The organism is Rufibacter radiotolerans, assembly GCF_001078055.1.
Taxonomy (GTDB): Bacteria; Bacteroidota; Bacteroidia; order Cytophagales; family Hymenobacteraceae; genus Nibribacter; species Nibribacter radiotolerans.
Window position 1 is genome coordinate 2,695,001 of sequence record NZ_CP010777.1, and the last position, 25,358, is coordinate 2,720,358.

Sequence of the window (25,358 nt, forward strand, 5' to 3'; positions counted from 1 at the left end):
GACTGGTCTCAATTAATAATAATAAAGACAGTCGATGTTGTAAAGACGTCGACCGCCGATACGCTTGCTTCTCTTCCTAGACAGACACCAGGGTGTCTGCCTTGTTTTCCTATCTTTCCCATTCACTCAAAGAACCTCCCACTAACCTGTCGTTAGTGACTAGCGGTAAACAACGCTTACCGTTTCCCTCCCTTCCGGTAGGGGCTGCAAAGGTAAGGAGAATTTCTTCGTCTCCAAGCCCCCAGGCAACTTTTTTTCTCTTTTTTTATCCCCTCGCCCTGCCGGCTTAGGTTCCTTCCCTCCAGAAGCGGGTGCAAAGGTAAGAAACATCTTTCGCTTTGCAAGCAATTATCTTAAACTTTTTTTTCTCCCTCTCCCGCCCTGCCGGCGTAAGAGGCTTCCTTCCGGAAGGGGCTGCAAAGGTAAGAACAAGTTCCCTTTCCGCAAGCGATCGATGAAGTTTTTTTTCTCTTTCCCGTCCGCCCTTTCGGCTTCCGGGACCCTCGCTGGAAGGGAGTGCAAAGGTAAGGAAGATCCTTTTCTGTGCAACACTTTCTAAAGATTTTTTTCCTCTTTCATCTTCGCCCTGCTGGCTCGGAAAACCCCTCCGTGGAAGGGAGTGCAAAGGTACGCAAAGGTTTCCCTTTTGCAATACTCTCAGTAAACTTTTCTTTTTGGTTACCTTAAAAGGCAGTGCCCTCTTCGGTTAGCTTCCCTGTCAGAAGCTAATGCAAAGGTACGTTAAGGTTTTTCATCTGCAATGCCTTGCCGGTGCTTTCCTGTTAGAATTGGCTTTGAACCCTGGGTGCTTTGAGTTAACTCTAATGAATACAGCTAGTTCCGTTAGTCAACTTTTTTATAAAAAAAGGGGAGCGAAGACTCCTTTGTCTCCGGTCCCCTTTTAAAATGGCTTTTTGAGTTCTTATTTAACTAAAGTGCTTTTTCTATCTGGCCCTACACTAATAATATTAACACTAACTCCTAATTGCTCCTCCAGGTAAGCTACATATTCTAAAACTGCTGTAGGCAACTCCTGGTAGCTTTCAAACTCTCTTAATACCTGGCTCCAACCTTTCATGGTTATATAGACAGGGGTTATTCCGGCCTTATCTAGTTCATGTGGGATCTGGTCTGTCACGGTACCATCAGGTAACTTATAGTGGGTGCAGATGCTGATCTCATCAAAATCATCCAGGACATCTGCCTTCATCATATTCAACTGGGTTACGCCATTGAGCATGATAGCATATTTAAGAGTAGGTAAGTCTATCCATCCGCAGCGACGTGGGCGCCCAGTGGTTGATCCAAACTCTTTTCCTGCTTGCCTGATCTTCTCTCCTACCTCATTATGAAGTTCAGTCGGGAAGGGACCACTACCTACGCGGGTACAATATGCTTTGAAGATTCCATATACTTCTCCAATATGACGAGGAGCAATCCCTAAACCAGTGCAAGCCCCGGCCACTAAGGTATTAGAAGAAGTCACATATGGGTACGTACCGAAGTCTATATCTAATAGAGACCCTTGCGCACCTTCCGCCAATATCTTCTTGCCATCCTGGATTGCCTGATTGATCATGTACTCTGAATCTACCAGCTTAAACGTGCGCAGGAAATCAATGGCACTGAAGAATTCTTTTTCCTGCTCCTCTATATCTAAGGACTTTTGGTAAAAAGAGGCTATTTTCTGATGCTTGGCTACAGTGGTTTGGTAACGCTCTTTAAAATCTGGGGTAAGCAGGTCTCCCACTCTCAGGCCGCTGCGGCCAATCTTGTCTTGGTAAGCCGGACCAATCCCTTTTTGAGTAGAGCCGATCTTCATAAGGCCTAAGGCCTCCTCAGAAATTCTGTCAAGGCTTTTGTGCGAGGGCAGAATCAACTGGGCTTTCTTAGAGATGAACAGGTTCTTGGCTACGTCTACTCCTCTGGCCAGAAGCTTTTCTACCTCGGTGCGGAACACGATAGGGTCCAGCACTACGCCATTTCCAATTATGTTGGTGATGTGTTCATGGAAAATGCCGGAAGGGATTTGGTGAAGCACATGCTTGGTTCCTTCAAACTCAAGGGTGTGTCCTGCATTAGGCCCACCCTGGAAACGGGCTACCACATCATATTGAGGAGCAAGTACATCAACGATTTTACCTTTTCCTTCATCGCCCCACTGGAGGCCTACTAGAATGTCAACTGGCATTTAGAGTGATTCTTTAAGAAGCTGAATGGCATTGGTTGAATCTTCGGCAATGGTGAAGATGGCATTCAGTTTGGTGATAATTAATAATTTACGAATGTGTTCAGACGGATTGATAAGGATAAGCTCCCCTCCCCTGTTTCTGAACTTGGTAAGGAGTGAAACCAACACTCCTATTCCGGTACTATTGATAAAACGAACGCTTGACAAGTCCACGGCCGCTAACAGCAGGGAATCATCAATGGTGTTATTGGCCAGGTCCATGAGCTTCTGGGTTTCAGGCCCGCCAATCATATCACCCTCTAGTCTTATAAGTAAGATGTTATTCTCTAGCGTATGTTCAATTTTCATGGATTGGGGCGTTTAATTTAGCCTGGCAGTCACCGCAGATACCGTACAAATTTAAAGAGTGGTGCAGAATATTAAAATTCAGCAGCTCCCCTACCATGGTTTGTATGTTATGTACCCGGGGGTCACAGAACTCCACTACCTTGTGGCATTCGGTACAAATAACGTGGTCATGCTGCCGGCGGCCAAATGATTTCTCATACTGTGCCAGGTTACGGCCAAACTGATGCTTGCTTACCAGATTATTCTCTACTAATAAGTCAAGGGTATTATAAACAGTAGCCCGGCTTACCTGGTAATTCTTGTTTTTCATGCTGATGTAAAGGGACTCCACATCAAAATGCCCTGAGCGGCTATAGATCTCTTCTAAAATTGCATAACGTTCCGGGGTCTTCCGGAGACCTTTACTTTCTAAGTAGGCGGTGAAAATCTTCTTCACCTCCAGAAACTTTACTTCATCTAGTGCCATATGCCTTCTTCTACTGCAAACTTAATGGATTTATGTTGGAATGCTAAAATCAATCTTCTCAACAATTCCTTTAAGACACCTTTCTACAAGAGGTTGACTGGTAATAAAATGGGCGCTACTAAAGGATGCGGCCCTGCGATAAAGTTAAAAAGCCTTCCCTTTGCCTGAAAACAAAATCACTGCCTGCCTTTAGTACCCCTTAAAAGAAAGGCGGCTAATTATGGAGCTGGCTGCGGCTCTCTGCCCTATTCTATAAACTTCAAGGTGCCGCATTAGTTTTACTCCCTTCTCTCACCCAGGCTAAATGCTCTTGAAAGGCCTTTGCCTGTAACTGATTAACCAACATTCGGTTTTTTATATATTAAATACCACAATTATTATTTATCTTCCCTAAAGATACTCCCAGCCCCCATTTCTGGAAAACGCTTTCTAAGGCCTAGGAATTGCTTTCCGTTTTTTGATAAGTGTTCCTGCTTCACTCAAGACTAACTACCATCCCATGAGACCGTCTGCTATTATCTTCTTTCTTGTACTAGTGCTTCAGGTGAGTGTCCTTTGCCAGGAAGGAATGGCCCAGGCCGTGCAAGACACTACGCAAATAAGGCAGGATTCTACTCTTATTATATATAGAGTAGAAATGAGGGACGGAAATGAATTCATGGGCACCATTATAAGCCAGACAAATGAGGTGTTGCAACTGAAGACCCAGAACATGGGCGTGCTCACCATTAAAATAGCAGAGATTAAAGCCATAACCTCTTATGACGCCAGAAAGGTGAAGGGCGGAAAGCTTTGGTTTGACAATCCGCAGTCATCCCGCTATTTCTTTGCGCCCAATGCCTTCGGTCTTAAAAAAGGGGAAGGGTATTATCAAAACACTATGCTTTTGGTAAACCAAGCTAGTGTAGGTATCACAGATAATTTTTCGTTGGGGGCAGGTTTGGTACCCTTGTTTTTATTTGGCGGGGCCTCTAGCCCGGTCTGGTTGCTGCCTAAAATATCAGTGCCCGTGGTCAAAGACAAATTTAATGTAGGAGGCGGGGCTCTGATTGGAACCGTGATTGGGGAGCAAAGCTCCTTCGGGATTGCATATGGCCTAACCACGTTTGGCTCAAGAGACAGAAACGCCACCATAGGGTTGGGCTATGGCTACGCCGATGGGGATTGGGCCACTACACCGGCCATTACCTTTAGTGGCCTGTTCAGGACGGGACCCCGCGGGTATATTATCACAGAGAACTATTACATTGGCTTGGACAATGACGCTGTTGGCCTATTATCTATAGGAGGGCGCCGGATTGTGAAGCGCGTAGGAATTGACTTCGGGCTTTTTAGCCCCATAGGCGCCGATGGCTTTTTCGCCTTGCCTTTCTTAGGATTAACCGTTCCCTTTGGTGAAAAATAGCAAACTGCTTTTCGGGCTCTACAATCTACAAGAAAGATCCGGGGCTATTTTGGGGCCGTTTTTCTGAAAACAACCCCAAAACAGCCCCGCTCTTTGCCAGCAAACTAAGAATCAAATCTATCTACGCTTAGCAGGCCACTCACTTTAGATAACCGCTGGATCAGTTTCTCTAGCTGGGCCGTGTCATTCACAAAGACCATTAACCTTCCTTCAAATACCCCGTCATGCGAGTCAATGGTAATAGAACGCATGTTCACTTTTAAGGAGTTGGAGATAATCTTGGTCACGTCATTTACCAGCCCTACCCTATCGGTGCCCTTAATGCTGATCCCGGCCAGGAAAGAAAGCTCCTGCTGCCCGGTCCACTTGGCTTTTACAATTCGGTGGCCGTAGTTAGACATCAATTCTACCGCCTTGGGGCAGGTGGTACGGTGAATGGTAATACCCTGGTCCTCGGTCTGGAAGCCAAACACATCATCTCCTGGAATGGGGTTGCAGCAACTGGCTAAGGTATAGTCAATTTTGTCTGTGCCGCCCCCAATCACTAACAACTGAGAACTGATGCCCCTGATCTTCTCCACCTCTTTGTCAAAGGAGGAACCCTCCAAAATAGAGGCCGGCTTGTACTTTTCGCTATGCGGATTAAAGATATATTCTTTGATCTCTTTCAGGTCCAGCAGGCCCACTGCTACTCTATAATAGAAATCCTGCACTGAGGGCACGTTAAAGTAGGCAGCCAATCGGTTAAGGTTGGCGGCAGAAGGCTCTACCGCCAAATGGGACAGGCGCTCATCCACTAACAACTTTCCTTCCTCGGCTTTGCCCTTCCGCTCTTCGCGCAGGAACTCCTTGATCTTGGAACGGGCCTTAGACGTGGTGACAAACTTCAGCCACTCGCCAGTAGGTTTCTGCTTCTGGGAGGTTAGAATCTCTACCTGGTCCCCGTTGTGTAACCTGAAACTAAGAGGCACCAGCTTCTGGTTCACCTTGGCACCCAGGCATTGGTAGCCTATCTGAGTATGGATCTCAAAGGCGAAGTCAAGGGCGGTGGCACGGTCTGGCAGAATGATCAATTCGCCTTTGGGCGTAAAGACAAACACCTCTTCCACAAACAGATTGGTCCTGAACTCATCAAGGAACTCAATGGCGTTGGTGTTGTTCACGTCCAGCATATCACGCACCTTGTTGATCCAGTTGTCCAGGCCAGATTCTGCGGCGCTGGGAACCCCGGTCTTGTATTTCCAGTGGGCGGCGTAGCCACGCTCGGCAATATCATCCATGCGCTTGGTCCTGATCTGCACCTCTACCCATTGCCCCGTCTTACTCATCACCGTGGTGTGCAGGGCCTCGTAGCCATTGGCTTTGGGGGTGCTGATCCAGTCACGCAGGCGGTCTGGATTAGGCTGGTAGAAATCGGTCACGATGGAATACACGCGCCAGCAGGCCGGTTTCTCCTGCTCATAGGGCACGTTCAGGATAATCCTGATGGCAAACAGGTCGTAAATCTCCTCAAAGGTCACGTTCTGCTTCTTCATCTTTTTCAAGATGGAGTAGATAGACTTAGGCCGTCCCTTCACCTCAAAATCTGTGAGACCCTGCCGGCGCAACTCTTCCTCTATTGGGTGTATGAAGTCTGAGATAAACTTGTTGCGGGCGCTTTTGGTCTGCCGTATTTTGTTGGAGATGAATTTATAGGTCTCGGTGTCTGTGTATTTCAGGTGCAGGTCTTCCAGCTCAGACTTAATGGCATACAAACCAAGACGGTGCGCCAACGGGGCGTACAGGTACATGGTCTCAGAAGCGATCTTGAGTTGCTTGTCCCGGGCCATGCTGCCCAGGGTCCGCATGTTGTGCAGGCGGTCAGCCAGTTTAATGAGGATCACGCGCACGTCATCTGAAAGCGTGAGCAGCATTTTCCTGAAATTCTCGGCCTGCTGCGAGGTACCGTACTCAAACACCCCGGATATTTTAGTCAAGCCTTCAATGATCTTGGCCACCTTAGGGCCGAAGTCACGCTCAATATCGGCAATCTCCAGATCGGTGTCTTCTACTACGTCATGCAGCAAGGCCGCCACAATAGAGGTAGTGCCCAGGCCAATCTCTTCAACGGCAATCTGTGCTACGGCCAGGGGGTGCAAAATGTACGGCTCCCCGGATTTCCGGCGCATGTCTTTATGGGCCTCTAAGGATGTGTTAAAGGCTTTTTTAATGATCTTGGCGTCATTGTCTTTTAAGAAGGGCTTGGCATGGCGCAGCAACTTTCTGTAATGACGCAGGATCTCTTTCCGTTCAGCTTCGTGGTCAATCATACGGGTAGGTAATCAAAATCCGTGGTAAGGCAAGGGCCCTTACGTTTTTGACCTCTTTTTATAAATTTCAACAAAAAAAACGAAAGGAAGTTGCATTAACAAAAAAGAGTTTGCTACATTTGCAGCACCATTACGGAACACAACAAACGCGGATGTGGCGAAATTGGTAGACGCACTAGACTTAGGATCTAGCGCTGCGAGGCATGGGGGTTCGAGTCCCTCCATCCGCACAAGTGAAACCCTCAATCCCAACCGGGGTTGGGGGTTTTTTCAATTTTACAAGGTCGCATAACTAAAAACTGATAGCTTTGAATATCACCCTGAATCAAACCGATGGCCAGAATGCCAGCCTAAAAGTTAGCCTGCAAGAGGCTGATTACGCTGCCCGCGTAGACGAGCAGATCAAAGATTATAGCAAGAAAGCCAATATCAAAGGTTTCCGCCCCGGTAAAGTTCCGGCTGGTTTGATCCGTAAAATGTATGGCAAAGGCATCTTGGTTGACTCTATCAACCAACTCTTGCATGAGTCTGTGAACAACTACATCAAGGAAAACAACCTTCGCATCTTAGGCGAGCCGCTTCCTGACCGTCAGGAAGAGAACGGTATTGACTGGGATACCCAAAAGGAGTTTGAGTTCAGCTACTCTGTAGGTTTGCTGCCAGACTTTGAACTGGCCCTTGGCCAGGTGTCTGTAGACAAATACAACATTGAAGTAGACCAAACCACCGTTGATGAAGCCTATGAGCAGATGCAACGCCAGTTTGGCAAAACCACCAACCCAGAAGTTTCTGAAGCCAATGATTACCTGTACGGTGACCTGAAGCAGGTAGACGGTGAGTTTGAAACCAAAACCCTTCTGCCTTTAAACAAGGTGTTAGCCGGCGCTGACAAATTTGTAGGCGTGAAGCCAGGTGACACCATCACCTTTGACATTAGAGAAGCGTTTGGTGATGACGCTGCTTTAGCCCACGTAACCGGCCTGAGCAAAGACGTGACCAAAGACCTGAACGGCGAGTTTACCTTTGTGGTAGAGAAAATCAACCGCACTGAGAACGCTGAGATGGACCAGGAGTTCTTTGACAAGATCTTCGGGAAAGACGCCGTAACTACTAAGGAGGAGTTTGACGCCAAGGTGCGTGAGGTGATCAAGGAGAACTATGAGCGGGAAGCTGAGAACGCGTTAGACCGCGCCATCATTGACCAGATTGTAGAGAACACTACCATTGACATCCCTAACGAGTTCTTCAAGCGCTGGTTAGCCGTTACCAATGAAGGCAAGATCACGCCAGAGCAGATTGATGAGTTCTATGACCAGTATGTGAAAGAGCTGAAATGGTCTATGATCCGCAACAAGGTGGTGGAAGAAAATGACATTAAAGTAAGCAACGAAGACGTAGTGAACAGTGCCCGTCAGAAGATGATGGCTCAGTTCAACATGCCTGAGGTGCCGGAGGAGATGCAGGATACTTTCAACAACTTCTTAGACAACCACTTAAAGCAAAACAACGGCCGTAACTTCGTGAACGAGTACGAGGCGTTGGTAGCTGAGCGTGTGTTGGCGTTCGTGAAAGACAAAATCACCGTGACTGAGAAAGACGTAACCGCTGAGGAATTCCGCAGCCTGGTTGGGTAATTTCAATCAGTACTTCTAATAACAGAAAAGTCCTTGCCAGTTGGCAAGGACTTTTCTGTTTTATGGAGAATCACAAGAGTACATTCTATTCAGAATCCTACAAGGTGCTCCCACAGGCAAGCGGGTGAACCCTCTGGCTTAGGTTTATTGCCCCGTATAGAATCACCAACAAAGGCGGTAAAAGGAGATTTTAGTTTTGTTGCCTTCCAGATAACCTATATCTTGAAACCCAATACCAGGTCTTGGTACCGGGCACTCAAAATCTGCTCCTGATTTCAGCCATAATGGCAGAGAATCTTCTCTTTGCGTTTTTGGCCTGATTTTAGAAAAACAACCCGGAAACAGGTAAACCTTGTTTGCCGCCTCTGGTTAATTTCTTGTAACCAACGCGTTTCTTTTTAAGTTAAGGCATCTAAACAGAACCCTTATGTACAACAAAGACGAATTCAGAAAATTTGCCGTGAAAGGCCTTGGCATGAGTGGCCTTGGCGTTGACCAATACCTTACTCATCTGGAAAGCACTACTTTAATGCAGCCTACCAGCATGACCCGTTCCGTGATTGAGGAACGCCCTACTAACTTCCGTGAAATTGACGTGTTCTCCCGCCTGATGGTAGACCGTATCATTTTCCTGGGCACGCAGGTAGATGACTATATCGCCAACATTATCACTGCGCAGCTACTGTTCCTGGAAAGCGTAGATTCCAAGAAAGACATTCTGCTGTACATCAACAGCCCGGGCGGCTCTGTGTACGCCGGTTTAGGTATCTATGACACCATGCAGTACGTGCAGCCAGATGTGGCCACCATCTGTACCGGTCTGGCCGCTTCTATGGGAGCGGTGTTGTTGTGCGGCGGCGCCAAAGACAAGCGCTCTGCCCTGCCCCACGCTCGTGTCATGATTCACCAGCCTATGGGCGGAACCCAGGGCCAGGCCTCAGACATTGAGATCACGGCCCGTGAGATCCTGAAACTGAAGAAAGAACTCTATGAGATCATCGCCAGCCACAGCGGCAAGCCGTACGAGGAAGTTTACAAAGACAGCGACCGTGACTACTGGATGATTGCCCAGGAAGCCAAGGAATACGGTTTAATAGATGAGGTATTGACCCGTCATAAAGCGTAAATGCCCTTTTAGACAAAATTACTTTCATAAAAAAGGCCCGCTATCCCGCGGGCCTTTTTTATGAATATACCCGCTTTATCGCGCTAAAGGAACCGCTTCTGTTTTGAGGCTGTTTTCAGGAAAAGACCCCTAAAACAGAGACGCATGGTCCTGCCAATAAAAATAATTTCTATGCTCTTCGCCCAGGTGAAAGATGGCTTTATAGCCTCCCCCTTCTTGCACTCTGTTCTTCCTCAATCAGATACAACATATACTATATTTTATAAAACTCTATCGCACAAAGACTTCCTAACATCTGTTTCCAGATTGTAGAAAAATATTTTGGTGTAGTGCTTAACCTATTTTGTAACTTTGTCGTAGTCCCCGTTTTTCCAGGCGGTAACTCTACACCCCACTATTTGGTTTATGGCAGAAATTACGTGCTCCTTTTGCGGCAAGAATAAGAAAGAAGTGTCTGTGATGATTTCAGGCATTAACGCGCACATTTGTGAGCGCTGCATTGGACAGGCCCAGCAGATTTTAAATGAGGAGAACCGACTGCGGGCCAACAACCGCACGCCTAAGTTCAACCTCATGAAGCCGCGGGAGATGAAAACCTACCTGGATCAGTTTGTAGTGGGCCAGGACGAAGCCAAGAAAGTGATGTCTGTGGCGGTGTACAATCACTACAAGCGCTTAATGCAGAAGCCTAAGACCGATGACGTGGTGATTGAGAAATCCAACATCATCATGGTGGGGGAAACCGGAACCGGTAAAACCTTCCTGGCCCGTATGCTGGCCGGCACCCTGCAGGTTCCTTTCTGTATTGCTGATGCCACCGTTCTTACTGAGGCCGGTTACGTGGGCGAGGACGTGGAAAGCATCTTAACCCGCCTGCTGCAAGCCGCCGACTATAACGTGGAAGCCGCTGAGCGTGGAATCGTGTATATTGATGAGATTGACAAAATAGCCCGCAAGAGCGATAACCCCTCCATTACCCGTGACGTGAGCGGCGAAGGCGTGCAGCAGGCTTTATTGAAATTACTGGAAGGAACCTCAGTAAACGTTCCCCCGCAAGGCGGACGTAAGCACCCAGAGCAGAAAATGATCTCCGTGAATACTGAGAACATCCTGTTTATCTGCGGCGGCGCCTTTGTAGGCATTGACCGCCTGATCAAAAGCCGCCTGAACACCAAACCTATCGGGTTCTCCAAAACGTCTCTGGAAGACAAGGTAGATACGGAGAACTTCCTGCGCTACATCACTTCCCAGGATCTGAAATCCTTCGGGCTGATCCCGGAGCTGATTGGCCGTCTGCCGGTGGTTACCCACTTGAACCCATTGGACAAGGAGACGCTTCGCCTGATCCTCACCGAGCCTAAAAACTCCCTGGTGAAACAATACAAGCGCCTGTTTGAGATGGAGAACATCAACCTGGAGTTCGCCGAAGACACCCTGGAATACATTGTGGAGAAAGCCTCTGAATACAAGTTAGGTGCCCGTGGCCTCCGCTCCATCTGTGAAGGCATTATGACCGACGCCATGTTTGACCTGCCCTCTGAAGAGCAGGAAGGCATCATTGACCTGGTGATCACCCTTGACTACGCCCGCGATAAATTTGAGAAATCTTCCATCAAGCAATTGAAGGTGGCCTAACCGCCAGATAAAAACACCTATAAAACAGAAGGCCTCCCCTACGTTGAGTAAGGGAGGCCTTCTGTTTTCTATTTCCGTTTTGAAGCCGTTTTGGCCAAAACAGGCCTAAAACGCTCCTTCCAAAGATTTGCTGCTGCCTTTAGGGGCTTTGTCTTCGCGCAGGTATTGCACCATTAATTTGGCGGCCGTCTCAGAGGTATTGAAGTTCCCAATGAGGTCTTGCACGTGCTTGTAGCCGTCTAACTGGGCAGCACGCCCGTCTGGGTTCTCCAGGATGTTCTTCAGCTCCTTTATCAGGTTCTGGGCATTCATGCTACCCTGGATCAGTTCAGGGACAATTTTACGTCCGGCAATCAGGTTCACCAGGGAAATGTAAGGCACTTTGATCACAGCCCGGCCAATCCAGTAAGACACGGCGCTGGTCCGATAGCATACTACCTGGGGCACGTTGAACATGGCCGTCTCCAAAGTGGCGGTACCAGAGGTTACCAGGGCTGCCTGTGCGTTGGCCAGAATATCATAGGTCTGGTCATACACAATTTTGATGAATGGCTTCCGGTTGAAGTGCTCATAGTATTCACGGGAGAAATTGCTCACTGCCGCCACCACAAACTGGTAATCCTGGAAAGGGGGCAAGATACTGAGCATGATATAGAGGATGCTCTCAATCTCCTGCTGACGGCTGCCGGGCAACACGGCAATGATGGGCCGGTCATCCAGTTCGTTGTCTGCCCGGAAATTGGGGTTGAGTTGGTGGGCGTTCACCGCGTCTGAGACGGGGTTGCCTACGTAATCGGTTTTATAGTCAAACTTCTGGTAGAAGTCTTTCTCAAAAGGCATGATGACAAACATTCTGTCCACCAGCTTTTTGATGTTGTGTACCCGCCCCTGGTTCCAGGCCCAGATTTTTGGTGAGATGTAATAGAATACCTTTAACCCGTGCTCCTTCGCGAACTTGGCAATGCGCATGTTAAAGCCGGCATAGTCCACCAGTATCACCACATCGGGTTGGTATCGCAGAATATCCTCCTGGCACTCCTTTAAGAATTTCTTGATCTTGAAGAGATTGCTTGCCGCCTCCAGAAAGCCCATAAAAGCCATTTCCTGGTAATGCTTCACCAATTCTGCCCCGGCGGCCTCCATCATGTCTCCGCCCCAGCAGCGCACGTGCGCCTCCTGATCCTGCAGGTGGAGCTGTTTGATCAGGTTAGAGGCGTGCAGATCTCCGGAGCGTTCCCCGGCAATAATGTAGTATTTCATTTAAAGGCGAATCAATAGAACAGGGCTGCCAAATGGGAGAGCCAATTACCAACCCTAAACAGCATTGTTGCTCAGATAGTTTATAACTGGTTATGATTCCAAGGATTATCTCCCAAAAAAAGCCTTGAACGTGCTAGTTAGTAGTAGTCAAAAGCTATTCTCCAAAGTACTCCACAAAATTACGGGGGGTCTCATACAGTTTCAGGCTGTGCAACTGCGCGCTGGATATACGAGGAATCAAGGGGCTCAGGATGTTCCAGAACTCCATGACCAGGTTCTCGGTGCTGGCCAGTTTGCCTTCCATGAACGAGACATCCATGTTCAGGTTTTTATGGTCTACCTTCTCAATGATGTTCTCCCTGATGAGGGTGCTCAGTTTCTTGAGGTCAATCACAAACCCCGTGTCCGGGTCTGGTTTCCCCTTTACCGTGACAATCAGTTCATAGTTATGCCCGTGCCAGTTGGCGTTGGCGCAGGGCCCAAAGATTTCTTTGTTCTTCGCCAGGGACCAATTGGGGTTATGCAGCTTATGCGCCGCATTAAAATGCTCTAATCTGCTTACGTATACCATTAACTGAATCGGTAATTCTTTCTTCGCAACAAATATACGAAGAAAGGAACACCAAAGAATGAAGTTATAATACCAACGGGCAAACCTACCGGCGGGTATAGCAGCCGGGAAATTAAATCGCAGCCTACCAGGAACACCCCGCCTGCCAGTGCGCAGGCTAAAAGGTTAAACCTGTTGGTGGTCCCCAGCAGCGCGCGCGTGATGTGGGGGACCATTAACCCTACAAAGCCTACCGGCCCAGAAAACGCCACCGCAAAGCCCGTCACCACCGAAACCGTCACCAGCATCACCCACCGGATGGCCCGCACGTCCACCCCCAGGGTCTCGGCGCGGTCAGCGCCCAGCAACAGCACGTTCAGATGCCGCTGCAGAAAGAAAAACAAGACCAGCGCCAAAACAAGGGCCGTGGCCGGATAGCCCAGGTTAGACCAATCTGCTTTCTCAAAGCCTCCCATGCTCCAGAACACCACAGACTTTAGCTGGCTCTCTGAATCTGAGAGGAACATGATCAAACTCACCAGTGCCGTGAGCAGGGAACTGAGCGCAATCCCCACCAAAAGCATCTGGCTGGGAATCAGCTGGCCTCTTCTTGAACCCAGCACCACTACCACCAGCGTGACCAAAAATGAACCGGCCAGCGCAAAGAACGGCGGCAGGTACAGGCCCAGAAAGGTAAGGTCAGCGAAAAAGAAGAAACTGAGGGAGGCTCCCAAGGACGCCCCGGAAGCCGTACCCAGCAGATAGGGGTCTGCCAGCGCATTGTTCACCAGCGCCTGCATGAGGTAACCGGCAAAAGCCAGCGAAGCCCCGGTCAAAAATGCCAGCAATAACCGGGGCAAGCGCAAATGGACAATGCTGTAATGTGCTGTGTCCTGGGCGTCATAGTTTAGGAAAGCATTAACAATAGTTTGAAATGAGGTGTCAATACTACCCACCCGCAGGCCCAGAAAGAACCCCACCGCCAGCAATAAGAGCAACAGGCCTACCACCACAACCGCCCTTCTCACCGCAACGTCCGCTTTAGTTCCTGAATACTCTCCACTACCCGGGGGCTAGGCCTGGACATTAAATCATCGTCTACTGGGAAAATCCGCTTCTGGCGGTAGGCAGTTATGCGGCGAAGCTCTGGGTACAAGGAGAAAAAAGTCTTCTCCAGTTGGTCAAAGGAGCCGCCCAGCACCACCTCTGGATTTATCTGCAGAATATATTCCCGGGTAAGCGCCGGATACGCCTGGGCAAAAACATCTTTCACGGCGTTCTGCCCTCCTGCGTACCGCAGTTTATCGGTGAAGAGTGTATTTCGGCCATATACATAAATAGGGTCACGCCAGGTAATGGCCAACACGGTAGGCTTATGAGAAGAAGTAGCAGCCCCAGCGACCAGTTGGTTTAATTGATTTTGAAGAGAATCGGCTAAGGCATTGGCTTTGGGCTCTTGTTGCAGCAGCTTGCCCAGATCCCGTAACCCGCGCAGAACGTCTGAGACGCTGTCATAGGCCTGGTAATACACCGGAATCCCGAGCTTCTCTATCTGGGCCGCCGTCTCCAGGGAGATAATGCCTTCGGTAGCGAAGACTACTTCTGGCTTAAGCGCCAGAAGCCGTTCGTAGTCCATGGGGTAATTGATGACCACTGGCTTAGTGAGCACGGCCGCCGGGTAATCACAGTTTTGGGTCCGGGCAATGATGGTAGCGGTGTCTGCCACGGCAAAAAGCATCTCGGTCATAGACGGGGCCAGGGCCAGAATGCGACGGGGCTTTACAGGCAAGGAGACTTTTCTGCCCAGATCATCTGTCACGGTGTGTTTACCCGAGGCAGCGGGGGCAGCAGGTTTACGCATATCACAGGCCTGCCCCAGGAACAGGGCCAGACAGAACAGAAGTTTTTTACACCAGGAAAACGCACTTGAACCTGACACCGGCAGCAGCATAAGTAGAAATATGCACCAAAGATACAGGTTTTGCCCGAAGCTGAAATTAACCTCTACCCCAGCCACTTCCCCCGGCCGGAGCAAAGAATTACATTAGGCGTTTTGGGCCTGTTTTGGCTAAAATAGGCCCAAAACGGCTTCGCCTACTAAAGCGTTCCATGGAACAGAAGACCCTTCTATCGTAATCTTCCGTACGTTTGGTTAGCTTTGCGCATCACTTAACCAACCAAGTACATGATTGTAGTTACCGGAGCCGCCGGCTTTATTGCCAGTTGCCTTGTTACCCGTCTCAACGCCGCCAACTTCAATGATGTGGTGGTAGTGGATAATTTTTCTGTGAGCAAGAAACTGGCCAACCTGGAAGGGAAAAAGATAAAGGAGTTTGTAGACCGCAATACCTTCTTTGAATGGCTGGACACTAATTATGAAGAAGTGGAATTTATCTTCCACCTGGGTGCCCGCACCGATACCACCGAAACCAACCGCGAGGTCCTGGACCTGCTCAACCTGGACTACTCCAAAAAAGTATGGAACGCCTGCTGCGAGTACCAGATCCCCTTGGTGTACGCTTCCTCGGCGGCCACCTATGGCTCCGGCACCCTGGGGTATGATGATGACGAGGCCCTGATTCCCCTGCTGCGCCCGCTCAACGCCTACGGCGATTCCAAGAACGAGTTTGACCAGTGGGCACTGGAGCAAACGGCCAAGCCCTTCTTTTGGGTAGGCCTGAAATTCTTCAACGTATACGGCCCCAACGAGTACCACAAAGGTAGAATGGCCTCAGTAGTGATGCATGCCTTCAACTCCATCCAGGAAACCGGACGACTTACCTTGTTCCGGTCGCATAACCCAGACTATGAAGACGGCAAGCAGATGCGCGATTTTGTGTATGTGAAAGACGTGGTGGAAGTGCTGTACTGGCTCATGCATCACCGCAAAGACTCGGGTATCTACAACTTGGGTAGCGGCCAGGCCCGCACTTTCTTGGACCTGGCGTTCAACACCTTCACGGCCATGGGCAAAGACATCAACATTGATTTCAAAGACACCCCCGAGGATATCAGGGACAAATACCAATACTTCACGCAGGCGAACATGGACAAGCTAAGGTCCATTGGCTATGACCGGCCCTTCCATACCCTGGAAGAGGGCATTCAGGATTACGTGCAGAATTACCTCATGAGCAAAAGCTACTATTAAACACCATTAGCCTCTAAAACATAACGCCGGCCCTCACAGCCGGCGTTATGTTTTAGGCCTGTTTTCCGGAAAACGGGCCTAAAACAGATGACGTTGAGTTTGGCTAATTGATTTTCATTGGCGGGAATATAGAATGTTCCGTATTTATACCTTAACTGAAGAATTAACGCGTAATCACCTTTAACGGCCCAAACTCCTATGCCCTACTCCCTCGTAGACGACGCTATGAGTGCAGAAGAACCTATTCCAACTGACTCTTTGGCAATGCCCAATGATTTACGGGTGGAAACCTGGGAAGAACTCCAGCGCGAACTTTTCCGGGACTCCTGGGATGAAACCCTTAACCGCTACCGATCCCCGTACGTGTTCAGGGGGCTCTGGAACAAAGACTATGAGCTTAAAACCAGCCTCATGCGCATAGGCGGCGACTATGCCAAGCTGGAACAACACCTGCTCCGCAATTTCAGGAAATACTCGCGTGGCATGACCACTGAGGCCGGCGAGTCTCTCTGGAATTGGCTGGCCGTGGCCCAGCACCACGGCTTGCCCACCCGCCTGCTGGACTGGACCTATTCGCCCTACGTGGCTCTGCATTTCGCCACCTCAGACCTCAACAATTTCCATCAGGACGGGGTAATCTGGTGCGTGAACTATGTCAAGTCCACAGATTACCTGCCCGAGAAATTACAGAATGCCATTAGAGAAGAAGGCTCCAACGTGTTTACCGCCGAAGTCCTTGACCCGGTAGCCGCCTCTCTACGCAGCCTGGGCGAGTTTCAGGAACAGCCCTTTGTCATGTTTCTGGAGCCGCCCTCCCTTGATGAGCGCATCGTGCACCAGTACGCCCTCTTCTCCATGATGTCCACGGCAGACGCCACGCTCCTAGACTGGCTTACGGACCACCCAGACCTTTACTACCGACTCATCATTCCCTCCAAACTCAAATGGGAGATCAGGGATAAGCTTGACCAGGCCAACATCACCGAACGCGTCCTCTTCCCGGGTCTCACCGGCATCAGCGCCTGGCTCAAACGGCATTACACTACTACTTAATGAGTGATTGAGTGAATGAGTGAATGAAATGGAGTGTTTAAGTGACTGTGGAATAGGTAGGCTTGGCACTTTTTCCAAGAACCCAAGCTAAGAATGGAAAACTCATCCTTCAACAAAAACCATTCACTAAATCATTCATTCACTCAATCAATCATTAAAAAAGCACCGACACCTGCATGCGGCCCGTGTGGATGGTGCGGATGCCCTGGGGTTTGCGGCCATCATAGTCCAGGGTGATATTGAGGCCGCTGCTAAGTTTTTGCTGTAGCGCCAGATTCCAGGTGAGGTTATTACCGGGCCTGAAGCCGTTGAGCATTTCAAACGCCACCGGTGACGAATCTAAACCGGTATAGTCAATCTTAATAAATTTCAGGATTCCGGTAACGGTGCGTTTGCCCACCTGGCTTACCCGGGCCTCACTGCCCAACTCATGGAAACGAGCCTTTTCCCGGTCGCCCAACTCATTGGCCTTGTTCATCCATTGGTACGTGCCGGTAAACCGGATGGTGGAGTTTGGCTGGTACGAAAGCTCTGGCGTGGCTTCCCAACTTCTAAGCAGAAAATTCTTGGTACTTAAATAATTAGAGGCGCTTTCGCGTTTAGAGCGGGTGACGTTCAGGCGGCTGGAAAAGACATCCGTTAAGTTCACCCGAACCAGCACCTGCTGGCTGGCATTGTTCCGCACGTCCGTCCCGTTGGTAAGCAGCACCTTTTGAAGCCCCTGCTGGAAGGTCCATTCCACCCCGTATTTGGGGTTGCTTCGGTTAAAATAGAGCGTATTGCGGTAAGACCTGGACAACGAAAGCAAAGTACTGTCCTCAAAATTCAGGCTGAAGGGATTTAATCGGCTGCGCAGGTCCTCATCTGTGATGCGCTTGTCAACGGTCACAAAGGAGAGCGCCGAGAATTTAGAGGCAATGCGTTTCCACCAGACCTCCGCTGTTTGCCAGTCACGGGGCAGGCTGCTATTGAGGCGGTAAGTAAACTGGTTGGTAAACGCCAGCACATATTCATCCGTGGGAATAAAAAGCCGAACATAATTGCGTCGGTACGGCGGGTCTGTGGGCTGCGACTCAAAGAACTCATTCAAATCCTGGCGCCCGTCACGGTTCAGGTCCTCAAAGTAGTGCGTGCCTTGGCCGGGGACCGTCTCCACAAACAGGTACTGGCGTTTTAGCTCACGGCCGGTACCAATGGCGTAAGACATTTCTGAACGTAGGTGCCGGTCCAGGAAATCGCCTGACCAATCAATTTTGGAAAGCACAGTGGTTTCAGAGAGACTGTCGCGGGCCTGTAATTTGCGCAGAGTGATGAGCGCTGTTACCTGTTGGTTCTTTTTGATGACCGTGCTGGTACTAAAATTAAAGGTGTTGGCCACCTGCTTGTTGCCAAGTTCACCGTTCTCGGGCCGGTAATCTACCCGGCGGCTGTACTCAGCGCGGTACTTGAACGCGGCGGTATCACGGCTCTCCACAAAGAAGAGGTGATCATCAAAGTAATTGGCCGAGCCCAGCAGGCTTTCATTGAGCTTGGAGGTGACCCGGTTCTTGTCAAAGCGGTACACGTATCCGGGCGTGATGAAACGGGTGGGGTACCGAACCCCAATCTCGCCGCGCACCCAGTCAGATTTGCTTTCGGGTTGGTCATTATTGAGCAGAAACAGGTTGGTTCTCAGCTCCAGCCCTACCACTTTTTGCGCCATCTCCAAGACATGCTGCGTGCCGTCTACCTCACCGGGGCGGTAGCGCTTGCTGATACGGTAGTTCAGGAACCGTTGCGCATCTTTCACCCCGCCCACCGAGAACGAGAAAATATGGTCTTCCAGCCGGGACTGCCGGGCAAGGGTGGTATTAGTGGGGCTACTCCAGTCACGGTCAAACTCTATATCGCGGTAGCGGTCTATGGGCACAAAGTTGGGGTCTGTGTATTCATAGCTGAGCGAGCTACGCAGTTTATAGGCCCCCAGAAATTTTACGTCGCGGTCGTTTACCTGGTAGCCTACTCGCAGTGCCTTGCCCTGGTCATCTCCGGCATCCAGGTCTGAAAAGCGGTTCAGGTCGTTTTTAGAGCCAGCCACCTCCAGAAACACATTGGTTTTCTCGTCCAGGCCCCAGCTTCCGCCCAGAGTCATCATCTGCTTCTGGATAGGCGTGGGCAAAATGCGCACCGGCTCGTAGCGTCCCTGCGGCACTCCGTTCACGGGCTCTACCCATAGGAAAACCCTTCCGTTCACGGTGGTATTCTGCAGCACGTAATTCCCGCCGGTGGGCAGCTCAGTAAAGCTTACCGCATAATGCGCCTGGGTAGAGTCTGTAGAGTAATGGAAAATGGAATAGATACCGCTGGCGGTCACAGTGTCTTTTTTAAGGTAGAGCACCTGGTTCCTGTCAAAGCGCACGGAATCTCCGCTGGGAGCCACCGCCTGGTCCAGCCTATCCCCTATCTGGGACAGCAGGCGCTTTTCAGTGAGATCTAAATTAAGCGTGAGTGGGTTGTTGGGGTTATCTGCCTCCTGGTAGAAGTTACCGTATACGTTGAACTTGCCCATTTTCTGGTAATGGCTGGCATGTACCACGCTGCGGGTGTAGTTAAGGTCTGAGTATTCAAAATCTACCCTTATGCGCGAGTTTCTGGTAATCACCCATTTAGGGGTGAAGGTGATCTCTGCCTGGTTGTAATCAATGACATAGTCAAAGTCAAAGCCGCGGGTGAGCAGTTTCCCGTCCAGGTACACGCGCTCTGAGTTGGCCAGCACAATAATGAAACGTTCGCCGTTAGGGCCGCGCAGGCGGTAAGGTCCCTGCACACTTTCAATGGGCGTAATGTTCTCAGACGCGAATTTCCCTTTGGCCACCGAGGCCGCCACCGAGGTAGCGCTTTCCCAGCCGGGCTTGCCGCGGTTCACCTCCAGGGCCCCGCCCTGCACGTTTTTGTAGAACTTGAGAAAATGGGAAGCCGGACGGTTTCGCAGCACCACATCACCACCGGTCAACGTCCAGAGTCTATGCTGCAGCGTGATGAAGACCCGGTCAAATTCCTGCAACTGCTGGGTGTTGCCCTCGGGCTGAAAGGGAATGTTCTGGTCTGTGATGGAGGCGGTGATGTTGATCTCATCCGTTAGCTTTCCTTCCAGCTGCAGGTTTAGCGCCGAGTTCACGAACACGTTTTGGGTGTTGCCCACCGAGACGCCGCGCGAAATGCTACCGGTTTTGTTCAGGCCGGGCGTTTTGAAGATTTCCTCCCTAGGAGCAGACTGGTCAAAAACGTACTGCCGCTCAAAAGAAACTGAGTCCCAGGTACGGATGTCACGCTTAAACGCCGGCCCGCTCAAAGCAAAGGGCAAGACCCGGTAACACACCAGCACCGAATCTGTTTTGGGCACGTTTTGCGGAAAACGGCCCCGAAACGCGCCGGTACTGTCCTGCAAAATACTATCGGGTAAGAAAGCGGGTTCCGATGAGGTTACGGGTACATTAATGAACTGGAACTGGCCCGTGGCCGCGTCATAGAAAAACCGGAGGGGGCTCTGGAGTTGGCGGCTGTCCAGTACTTCAATGGTGTTCTCGGCTACAGTAAGGGAATCAAGTTTAAAAGGCAAGGGCTGCACCTTTACCCACCGGCATTTGCGGTTAGATAGTTCCTGCCCCTGCGTCTCTCCTGCCCATAGGATTAAGGCGAGCAAAAAAAGGATGCCGCCCCAGCATCTCATGGTTGTATTACAGGCAGTTTAAGGAAGAAAGTGGTCCCCACGTTTTCCTCGGTTTCAAACCAGATAGACCCACCAATTGCCTCTACCCCTTTCTTTACGACCGCCAGCCCAATGCCCGACCCGGAATACTTGGTACTGAAGTTCGGTACGAAGATCTTGGACTGAACGTCTGCCGGAATACCGGTACCATTGTCCTGCACCGCTACCAATACCCATTGCGGAGATTCTAAGGTCACTTTCACCTTTATTTGGGGCGTACTAGAGGAAGGAACTGCCTGCAGCGCGTTCAACAGCAGGTTATTGAAGATCCGGACCAGTTGGTTTTCATCGGCGCGCACATAGATAGGCATTTGGGGCACCTCCAGTTCCACCTGGTGTTGCTGGGAGTTCAGGTGCAGGTCGGTGGCCTTGCGGACCAAGCCGTTCAGTTCCAGCGTCTCCAGCTTGAGGTCTGGCATGGACGTGAAATTGGAGAACGAAGTGGCAATGTCACTGAGCACTTCAATCTGGGTGATCATGGTGTTGGAGATTTTCTCCACTAGTTCCTCCAGGTTGCTGCGGCCTTCCTGCATGGCCTTGCGCAGGTATTGCAGAGAAAGCTTCATAGGCGTAAGCGGGTTTTTGATCTCGTGGGCCACCTGCCGGGCCATTTCCTTCCAAGCCGCCTCTTTTTCCCGCAGGGCCAGTTCCTGCTTACTTTCCTCCAGTTTCTGCAGCATCTGGTTATACTCATGCACCAGCAGGCCAATCTCATCCCGTGACTCATATACCAACCGCTCGTTTACCCCGGTCAAGGACGTTTGCTTCAGGCGCTCGGTCAGCAATTGAAGAGGTACGGTCAAGGCCCGGGTGGCCAGGTAACTCAAAAGCACAAACAAGACAAACAGCAACGTGAAAATATTAAGGATGGTGGTGATCAACTGGATAAGCTTGGCATTGAGGTCTTTTTCTGAATCAAAGAACGGAATGGCCAGGTACCCTTGCGGCTTCTGGGTGGGGTTCTCCCGCAGAGGCACGTAAATGGTGCTGTACGGCAAAGACCCGGCTTTCTCTTGCAGCAGAATGCGGTTCAGGCCCTGTTCCCGGAGCATGCTGAAGGCCTTGGGGTTTAACCGCGTAGACAAAACCCCAGCCTCAAACAAAGCCGGTTGGCTGGAAATACGCAGTTCGCCATTGGCGTTGTAGATATTCAGTTCGGCCTGGGCTACCAGGGCCAACCGGTTCACCCGACGGGTAAGCGAATCTGCCCTGCCCTTGAACAGATATTCACCCCAGTTGCTGGTAAGGATGCTTTGCCTGATAAAATCCCCTTGCTCGGTGTAGCCCCGTACCAGATCTTGCCGGTAGGAGTTGGTTACCAGACTGCCAATAGTCAAACTCACCAACACCAACGGCACCAGTACCCCCAGATTCAGGAACAATTGTATTTTGGTTCCGAAGGTAGAAGTGATGGATTGCACCAGCCGGCCTTTAGACAACACCACCAAGGCCAGCAAAGTGAACAGCAGGAAAGTGTGCAGCAGAAACAGGAAAGAAAAGTTGGACAGCCACGAGCTGAACCCATAGTCAGGGGTACTCACCAGCGACACCGTCCCGTTAATGGCCTTGGCCGCCAGATGGTGGTACCCGCCCACCGAGAGCCCCTGCGAGTACAGCAAGGGATCATTAAAGAGCAACGGCGAAAAACGCTGGTTATATTCAAAATACCCTTCAGACCGAAGCCACCGGCCTTCTTTCCATAGAGCGTAACTGGTAGCCGGCATGGTGGCAGGCTGGGAACTTTTGCGTTCCACCAAAAGCTCAGGCAGCACGCTGTTGGGGGCCGTGATTTTGGAGCTTAACTCCAGCACCACCGTCACCCATTGCCATTCATTCAGCGGCACCTGTATTTCCTGTAGGTATAAAAAACGGCCGGGGTCCGTCTCTGAGTTGATCAGCAACTGGCCTTTCTGGTGCGTATTACGGGCCCGCGGCGCCCATACCTGGGCATAATCCAGCAGGTTGGAAATAGTGTCCACCCGGTTTAAGGCCTGGCCGTCTACATCAAAGAGGCGCACCGCCACCGCGTAATTCTCTGTGAGGTTACGCAGATGGTAGCGTTTTATCTTTTGCTCTACTATACCGCGGTTCACCCACGGTGCCCTCAGCGCGTAAAACAACAAATGGTCATGCTGGATAGCCTCAGCCGCCTGGGCCAAGAGATACTCGGTAAGGTCATCATGGTCCTTCAGCAGTTCACTCGCCATGCGTTGTTTATCGGTGCGCAGCTGCACGGCATACAGGTCATAAAACGCAGAGGCGCCTAAGCCCGCGCTTATCAGGTTCAGTAAGAAGATACTGGTGTACAATCCGGCCCGGCGCCGGAGTTTTCGGTGCAGTTGCTCCCAACCCACCAGGATAGCGCTGGAAAAAAGAATGGCCCAGTTTCCGCTGGGGGCATCTCGCCAGAAGCTCCAGTTAATAGCCAGCACCAACACCGTCATTAACGCATAGGCGAATGGAGCCTCGCTGTTAGCTGTAAAGGGCAACCAGGACAGGAGCAGCCGTAGCAGCCAACTTATGCCAATGGTGTGCAAAACCATGATCAGGAACAACAGCACCTTTGCCGGCCCAATCTGGATGTTCTGGGTGATGTCTAAGACCGGCTGGCTATTTAAGATGAGGCTGCGGTACATCTCATACCAACTGATAACAAGAAGGGTGATCACCGCCCCTATGACCAGACTGCTGATTATCTGTTTTTTAGGTGTTTTCAGGAAAACATGCTCTAAACGCAACGGCTTGGCAAACCCGTACACCACCCCGGCCATAACCAGCAGGCAGATCTCGTTCAGTAATAAATCTCCCAAAGAGGGCGACCACCACGCAGAAGCATACACCCGGGGGCTGAACAACTCCAGTTCCTGCACATTGCCAGGGAACTGAAACCAGAGCATGAGCAGGCGTAAAAGCGGCAACCCCATTAACACTACCCATAAGGCGAAAACCTTGTGGCGATTAGCCTGCAGCTTTTGGTAAAAGGAAACCAGGAAAAGCACCCAGGCCACAATAGCCATCACATACAAGGCAAAGGTGACCTTACCCGCGTGTAGCCACTGGCTGGGGTCTTGGACGCGTAAGGAAAACAGGTAGTGGCCCTGCGCATCAAGGATAGGAATGGCGCCCCTGGATTTTTCCAGTTGAATGGCCCCGGAATGATCTTCAAAAATCTCGGGGTTGAGGCCGCTTCTCAAATACGCATTACTAATGTCATACCGCGTCTCCAGAGGAATAACGGCCAGGAGCGAGTAAATAGGGGAAGGTTGCTGTTTGAGGACCAAAAAACGTCCAAACCTGCTTTCTAACACCTGCAGGCCGGGCCGCAGAAATCGGGGCGCAATATCCAGCCGGGTGGTATGGTCTGACCAAAATATTAATTTGTGCTGCTGGTAAATAAAGAGCGGGACCTGGGCATGCGGCAGTACCTGGGTAAAGAAACCCGAATCTGGGGGCAGGTGCTCTGCGACTTCGCGTAGTTCCTGGGTGGCCTGCTGAATCTTACTTTGAAGCTTGCCAGTCACTTCCTGACTCATTTTCTTCTGAGGCGCTTCCAGCAATTCCCGCTGAATACTAATCTGCAGAAAAGCCGCTACTCCCCCCAACAAAAGGGACAGCAAAAGAAAAAGAAGAGGAATAGTATAACGGTGGGGCTTCAATGCTGCTTTTTTCCTGAACTTAGCCATAATACGGGCAAAAACCCCGGAAGTCACTTGAAAAAATAGAATTCACCATTCGGTTTTTCTGTTTTGGGGCTATTTTTCTGAAAACAGGCTTAAAACAGAAATAGATGGCGGCGTTCATTTTTAAGGGAGTGGCCTGATTAATTGTTTCTCAGGCTAAGGGATATTTTTCTGCGAGGCAAAGGAAGGGTCAAAGGAGACGCTTCCAAAGAAATACAGCATCATGACCCTGGCGTAACGGAAGAGAACCGGGGTAAACCCTATGATGGTAATGGCTACCACGGTTAAATACACCCAGGTAGCGGGATCACCGGCTAAGAAATACAAGCTTACGCCTACCAGCAAGACAATCACCACAGATAAGCCGTAGCTCATATACATGGCTCCCCAATAAAAGCCCAGTTCAATCTCATACCTGAACCCACATTCCGGGCATTTCTCAGGCATCTGGTCAAATTTCTGCAGGTTAAGGGCAGGGTGGGTAAACATTTTTCCCTGGTGGCAGCGGGGACATTTTTGAGACAGGCCAGCCTTGAGGTGGCTCCAGGCTCCCACTATTTCTTCTTGCTATACCGGTACCAGAAGAAGCCTACGCAACCGGCAATCACATAGGGAATAGCCATTAGGTAAAGGATTCCTTTGTTTAAGCCGTTTGCGATACTGTCTCCAGATTCATTGTTGGAAGACTCCACCGAGGCCGTGCACATAGCGCACTGCGCCTGGCTGGGCGCCGCCTGAAACGTTAGCCCCAACACCAGTAGTAATGCCCCAATCCAAACTATATATTTTCTATTCATCTCAA

18 protein-coding genes and 1 tRNA gene are annotated in these 25,358 nt (G+C 50.3%); 7 read left to right on the forward strand and 12 right to left on the reverse strand.

What is annotated here, in order from left to right:
* Nucleotides 1–922 precede the first annotated feature (922 nt).
* The 3 genes from TH63_RS11215 to TH63_RS11225 are packed head-to-tail and all read right to left on the reverse strand — an operon-like array spanning nt 923 to nt 3,005.
* The gene (locus TH63_RS11215) at nt 923–2,191 is read right to left on the reverse strand and encodes an adenylosuccinate synthase (RefSeq protein ID WP_048921017.1); all 1,269 of its coding nucleotides are present in this window, start codon (nt 2,189–2,191) and stop codon (nt 923–925) included.
* Nucleotides 2,192–2,539, reverse strand: a complete 348-nt coding sequence (locus TH63_RS11220) for an STAS domain-containing protein (RefSeq protein ID WP_048921018.1) — start codon at nt 2,537–2,539, stop codon at nt 2,192–2,194. It lies immediately after the preceding gene.
* On the reverse strand, nt 2,529–3,005 hold the full coding sequence (locus tag TH63_RS11225) for a Fur family transcriptional regulator (RefSeq protein ID WP_048921019.1): 477 nt from the start codon (nt 3,003–3,005) through the stop codon (nt 2,529–2,531). Before TH63_RS11225 ends, TH63_RS11220 begins: the two co-directional genes overlap by 11 nt.
* Before the next feature lie 499 nt (nt 3,006–3,504).
* Between TH63_RS11225 and TH63_RS11230 the strand changes: the two genes are divergently transcribed.
* Entirely contained in the window at nt 3,505–4,410 is a 906-nt protein-coding gene (locus tag TH63_RS11230; protein ID WP_048921020.1) for a hypothetical protein, read from the forward strand.
* 104 nt (nt 4,411–4,514) lie between these two features.
* On the opposite strand, the gene TH63_RS11235 is transcribed toward TH63_RS11230, so the two are convergent.
* Complete coding sequence (locus TH63_RS11235; RefSeq protein WP_048921021.1) at nt 4,515–6,719, reverse strand: RelA/SpoT family protein; 2,205 nt, start codon at nt 6,717–6,719, stop codon at nt 4,515–4,517.
* A gap of 148 nt (nt 6,720–6,867) precedes the next feature.
* On the opposite strand from TH63_RS11235, the gene TH63_RS11240 reads away from it, so the two are divergent.
* The 4 genes from TH63_RS11240 (at nt 6,868) to clpX (ending at nt 11,114) form a co-directional block, all read left to right on the forward strand.
* Nucleotides 6,868–6,949, forward strand: a tRNA-Leu gene (locus TH63_RS11240).
* A gap of 78 nt (nt 6,950–7,027) precedes the next feature.
* On the forward strand, nt 7,028–8,353 hold the full coding sequence (tig, locus tag TH63_RS11245) for a trigger factor (RefSeq protein WP_048921022.1): 1,326 nt from the start codon (nt 7,028–7,030) through the stop codon (nt 8,351–8,353).
* A 427-nt stretch (nt 8,354–8,780) separates the two neighbouring features.
* Nucleotides 8,781–9,479, forward strand: a complete 699-nt coding sequence (locus TH63_RS11250) for a ClpP family protease (RefSeq protein ID WP_048921023.1) — start codon at nt 8,781–8,783, stop codon at nt 9,477–9,479.
* Nucleotides 9,480–9,884: 405 nt separating this feature from the next.
* On the forward strand, nt 9,885–11,114 hold the full coding sequence (clpX, locus tag TH63_RS11255) for an ATP-dependent Clp protease ATP-binding subunit ClpX (RefSeq protein ID WP_048921024.1): 1,230 nt from the start codon (nt 9,885–9,887) through the stop codon (nt 11,112–11,114).
* A gap of 105 nt (nt 11,115–11,219) precedes the next feature.
* Here the strand turns inward: clpX and lpxB are convergent, their stop codons facing one another.
* The 4 genes from lpxB to TH63_RS11275 all read right to left on the reverse strand — a co-directional run bounded on the left by lpxB (nt 11,220) and on the right by TH63_RS11275 (nt 14,785).
* Nucleotides 11,220–12,374 (reverse strand): lipid-A-disaccharide synthase, encoded by a 1,155-nt coding sequence (lpxB, locus tag TH63_RS11260; protein WP_048921025.1) that lies wholly within the window; start codon nt 12,372–12,374, stop codon nt 11,220–11,222.
* Nucleotides 12,375–12,528: 154 nt separating this feature from the next.
* Nucleotides 12,529–12,945 (reverse strand): 6-pyruvoyl trahydropterin synthase family protein, encoded by a 417-nt coding sequence (locus TH63_RS11265; protein WP_048921026.1) that lies wholly within the window; start codon nt 12,943–12,945, stop codon nt 12,529–12,531.
* Nucleotides 12,945–13,952, reverse strand: a complete 1,008-nt coding sequence (locus TH63_RS11270) for a FecCD family ABC transporter permease (protein ID WP_048921027.1) — start codon at nt 13,950–13,952, stop codon at nt 12,945–12,947. The genes TH63_RS11265 and TH63_RS11270 overlap by 1 nt, the downstream gene beginning before the upstream one ends.
* The gene (locus TH63_RS11275) at nt 13,949–14,785 is read right to left on the reverse strand and encodes an ABC transporter substrate-binding protein (RefSeq protein ID WP_231583468.1); all 837 of its coding nucleotides are present in this window, start codon (nt 14,783–14,785) and stop codon (nt 13,949–13,951) included. Before TH63_RS11275 ends, TH63_RS11270 begins: the two co-directional genes overlap by 4 nt.
* Nucleotides 14,786–15,109: 324 nt before the next feature.
* Here TH63_RS11275 and rfaD point away from each other — a divergent pair, with 324 nt between their 5' ends.
* Together rfaD and TH63_RS11285 are read left to right on the forward strand one after the other, a co-directional pair.
* Nucleotides 15,110–16,075 (forward strand): ADP-glyceromanno-heptose 6-epimerase, encoded by a 966-nt coding sequence (gene rfaD, locus TH63_RS11280; RefSeq protein ID WP_048921028.1) that lies wholly within the window; start codon nt 15,110–15,112, stop codon nt 16,073–16,075.
* Between the two features lie 198 nt (nt 16,076–16,273).
* Entirely contained in the window at nt 16,274–17,128 is an 855-nt protein-coding gene (locus TH63_RS11285; RefSeq protein WP_231583469.1) for an FRG domain-containing protein, read from the forward strand.
* A gap of 154 nt (nt 17,129–17,282) precedes the next feature.
* Here TH63_RS11285 and TH63_RS11290 read toward each other — a convergent pair whose 3' ends face one another.
* The 4 genes from TH63_RS11290 to TH63_RS11305 all read right to left on the reverse strand — a co-directional run bounded on the left by TH63_RS11290 (nt 17,283) and on the right by TH63_RS11305 (nt 25,353).
* Nucleotides 17,283–20,810 carry a hypothetical protein gene (locus TH63_RS11290; protein ID WP_156180555.1) on the reverse strand — a complete coding sequence of 1,176 codons (3,528 nt, stop codon included), beginning with the start codon at nt 20,808–20,810 and terminating at the stop codon, nt 17,283–17,285.
* A 23-nt stretch (nt 20,811–20,833) separates the two neighbouring features.
* Nucleotides 20,834–24,493 (reverse strand): sensor histidine kinase, encoded by a 3,660-nt coding sequence (locus TH63_RS11295; RefSeq protein ID WP_197088548.1) that lies wholly within the window; start codon nt 24,491–24,493, stop codon nt 20,834–20,836.
* A 219-nt stretch (nt 24,494–24,712) separates the two neighbouring features.
* Nucleotides 24,713–25,045, reverse strand: coding sequence for a DUF983 domain-containing protein (locus tag TH63_RS11300; RefSeq protein WP_231583470.1), 333 nt, complete (start codon nt 25,043–25,045; stop codon nt 24,713–24,715).
* A 65-nt stretch (nt 25,046–25,110) separates the two neighbouring features.
* On the reverse strand, nt 25,111–25,353 hold the full coding sequence (locus tag TH63_RS11305; protein ID WP_053093789.1) for a hypothetical protein: 243 nt from the start codon (nt 25,351–25,353) through the stop codon (nt 25,111–25,113).
* Nucleotides 25,354–25,358: the final 5 nt, after the last annotated feature.

Coding starts and splice junctions, on each gene's coding strand:
- TH63_RS11220 (WP_048921018.1), bottom strand. CDS start 2,539: ATGAAAATTGAACATACGCTAGAGAATAACATCTTACTTATAAGACTA.
- TH63_RS11225 (WP_048921019.1), bottom strand. CDS start 3,005: ATGGCACTAGATGAAGTAAAGTTTCTGGAGGTGAAGAAGATTTTCACC.
- TH63_RS11285 (WP_231583469.1), top strand. CDS start 16,274: ATGCCCTACTCCCTCGTAGACGACGCTATGAGTGCAGAAGAACCTATT.
- TH63_RS11275 (WP_231583468.1), bottom strand. CDS start 14,785: ATGCGTAAACCTGCTGCCCCCGCTGCCTCGGGTAAACACACCGTGACA.
- TH63_RS11230 (WP_048921020.1), top strand. CDS start 3,505: ATGAGACCGTCTGCTATTATCTTCTTTCTTGTACTAGTGCTTCAGGTG.
- TH63_RS11235 (WP_048921021.1), bottom strand. CDS start 6,719: ATGATTGACCACGAAGCTGAACGGAAAGAGATCCTGCGTCATTACAGA.
- lpxB (WP_048921025.1), bottom strand. CDS start 12,374: ATGAAATACTACATTATTGCCGGGGAACGCTCCGGAGATCTGCACGCC.
- TH63_RS11250 (WP_048921023.1), top strand. CDS start 8,781: ATGTACAACAAAGACGAATTCAGAAAATTTGCCGTGAAAGGCCTTGGC.
- TH63_RS11265 (WP_048921026.1), bottom strand. CDS start 12,945: ATGGTATACGTAAGCAGATTAGAGCATTTTAATGCGGCGCATAAGCTG.
- TH63_RS11305 (WP_053093789.1), bottom strand. CDS start 25,353: ATGAATAGAAAATATATAGTTTGGATTGGGGCATTACTACTGGTGTTG.
- rfaD (WP_048921028.1), top strand. CDS start 15,110: ATGATTGTAGTTACCGGAGCCGCCGGCTTTATTGCCAGTTGCCTTGTT.
- TH63_RS11215 (WP_048921017.1), bottom strand. CDS start 2,191: ATGCCAGTTGACATTCTAGTAGGCCTCCAGTGGGGCGATGAAGGAAAA.
- clpX (WP_048921024.1), top strand. CDS start 9,885: ATGGCAGAAATTACGTGCTCCTTTTGCGGCAAGAATAAGAAAGAAGTG.
- TH63_RS11300 (WP_231583470.1), bottom strand. CDS start 25,045: ATGTTTACCCACCCTGCCCTTAACCTGCAGAAATTTGACCAGATGCCT.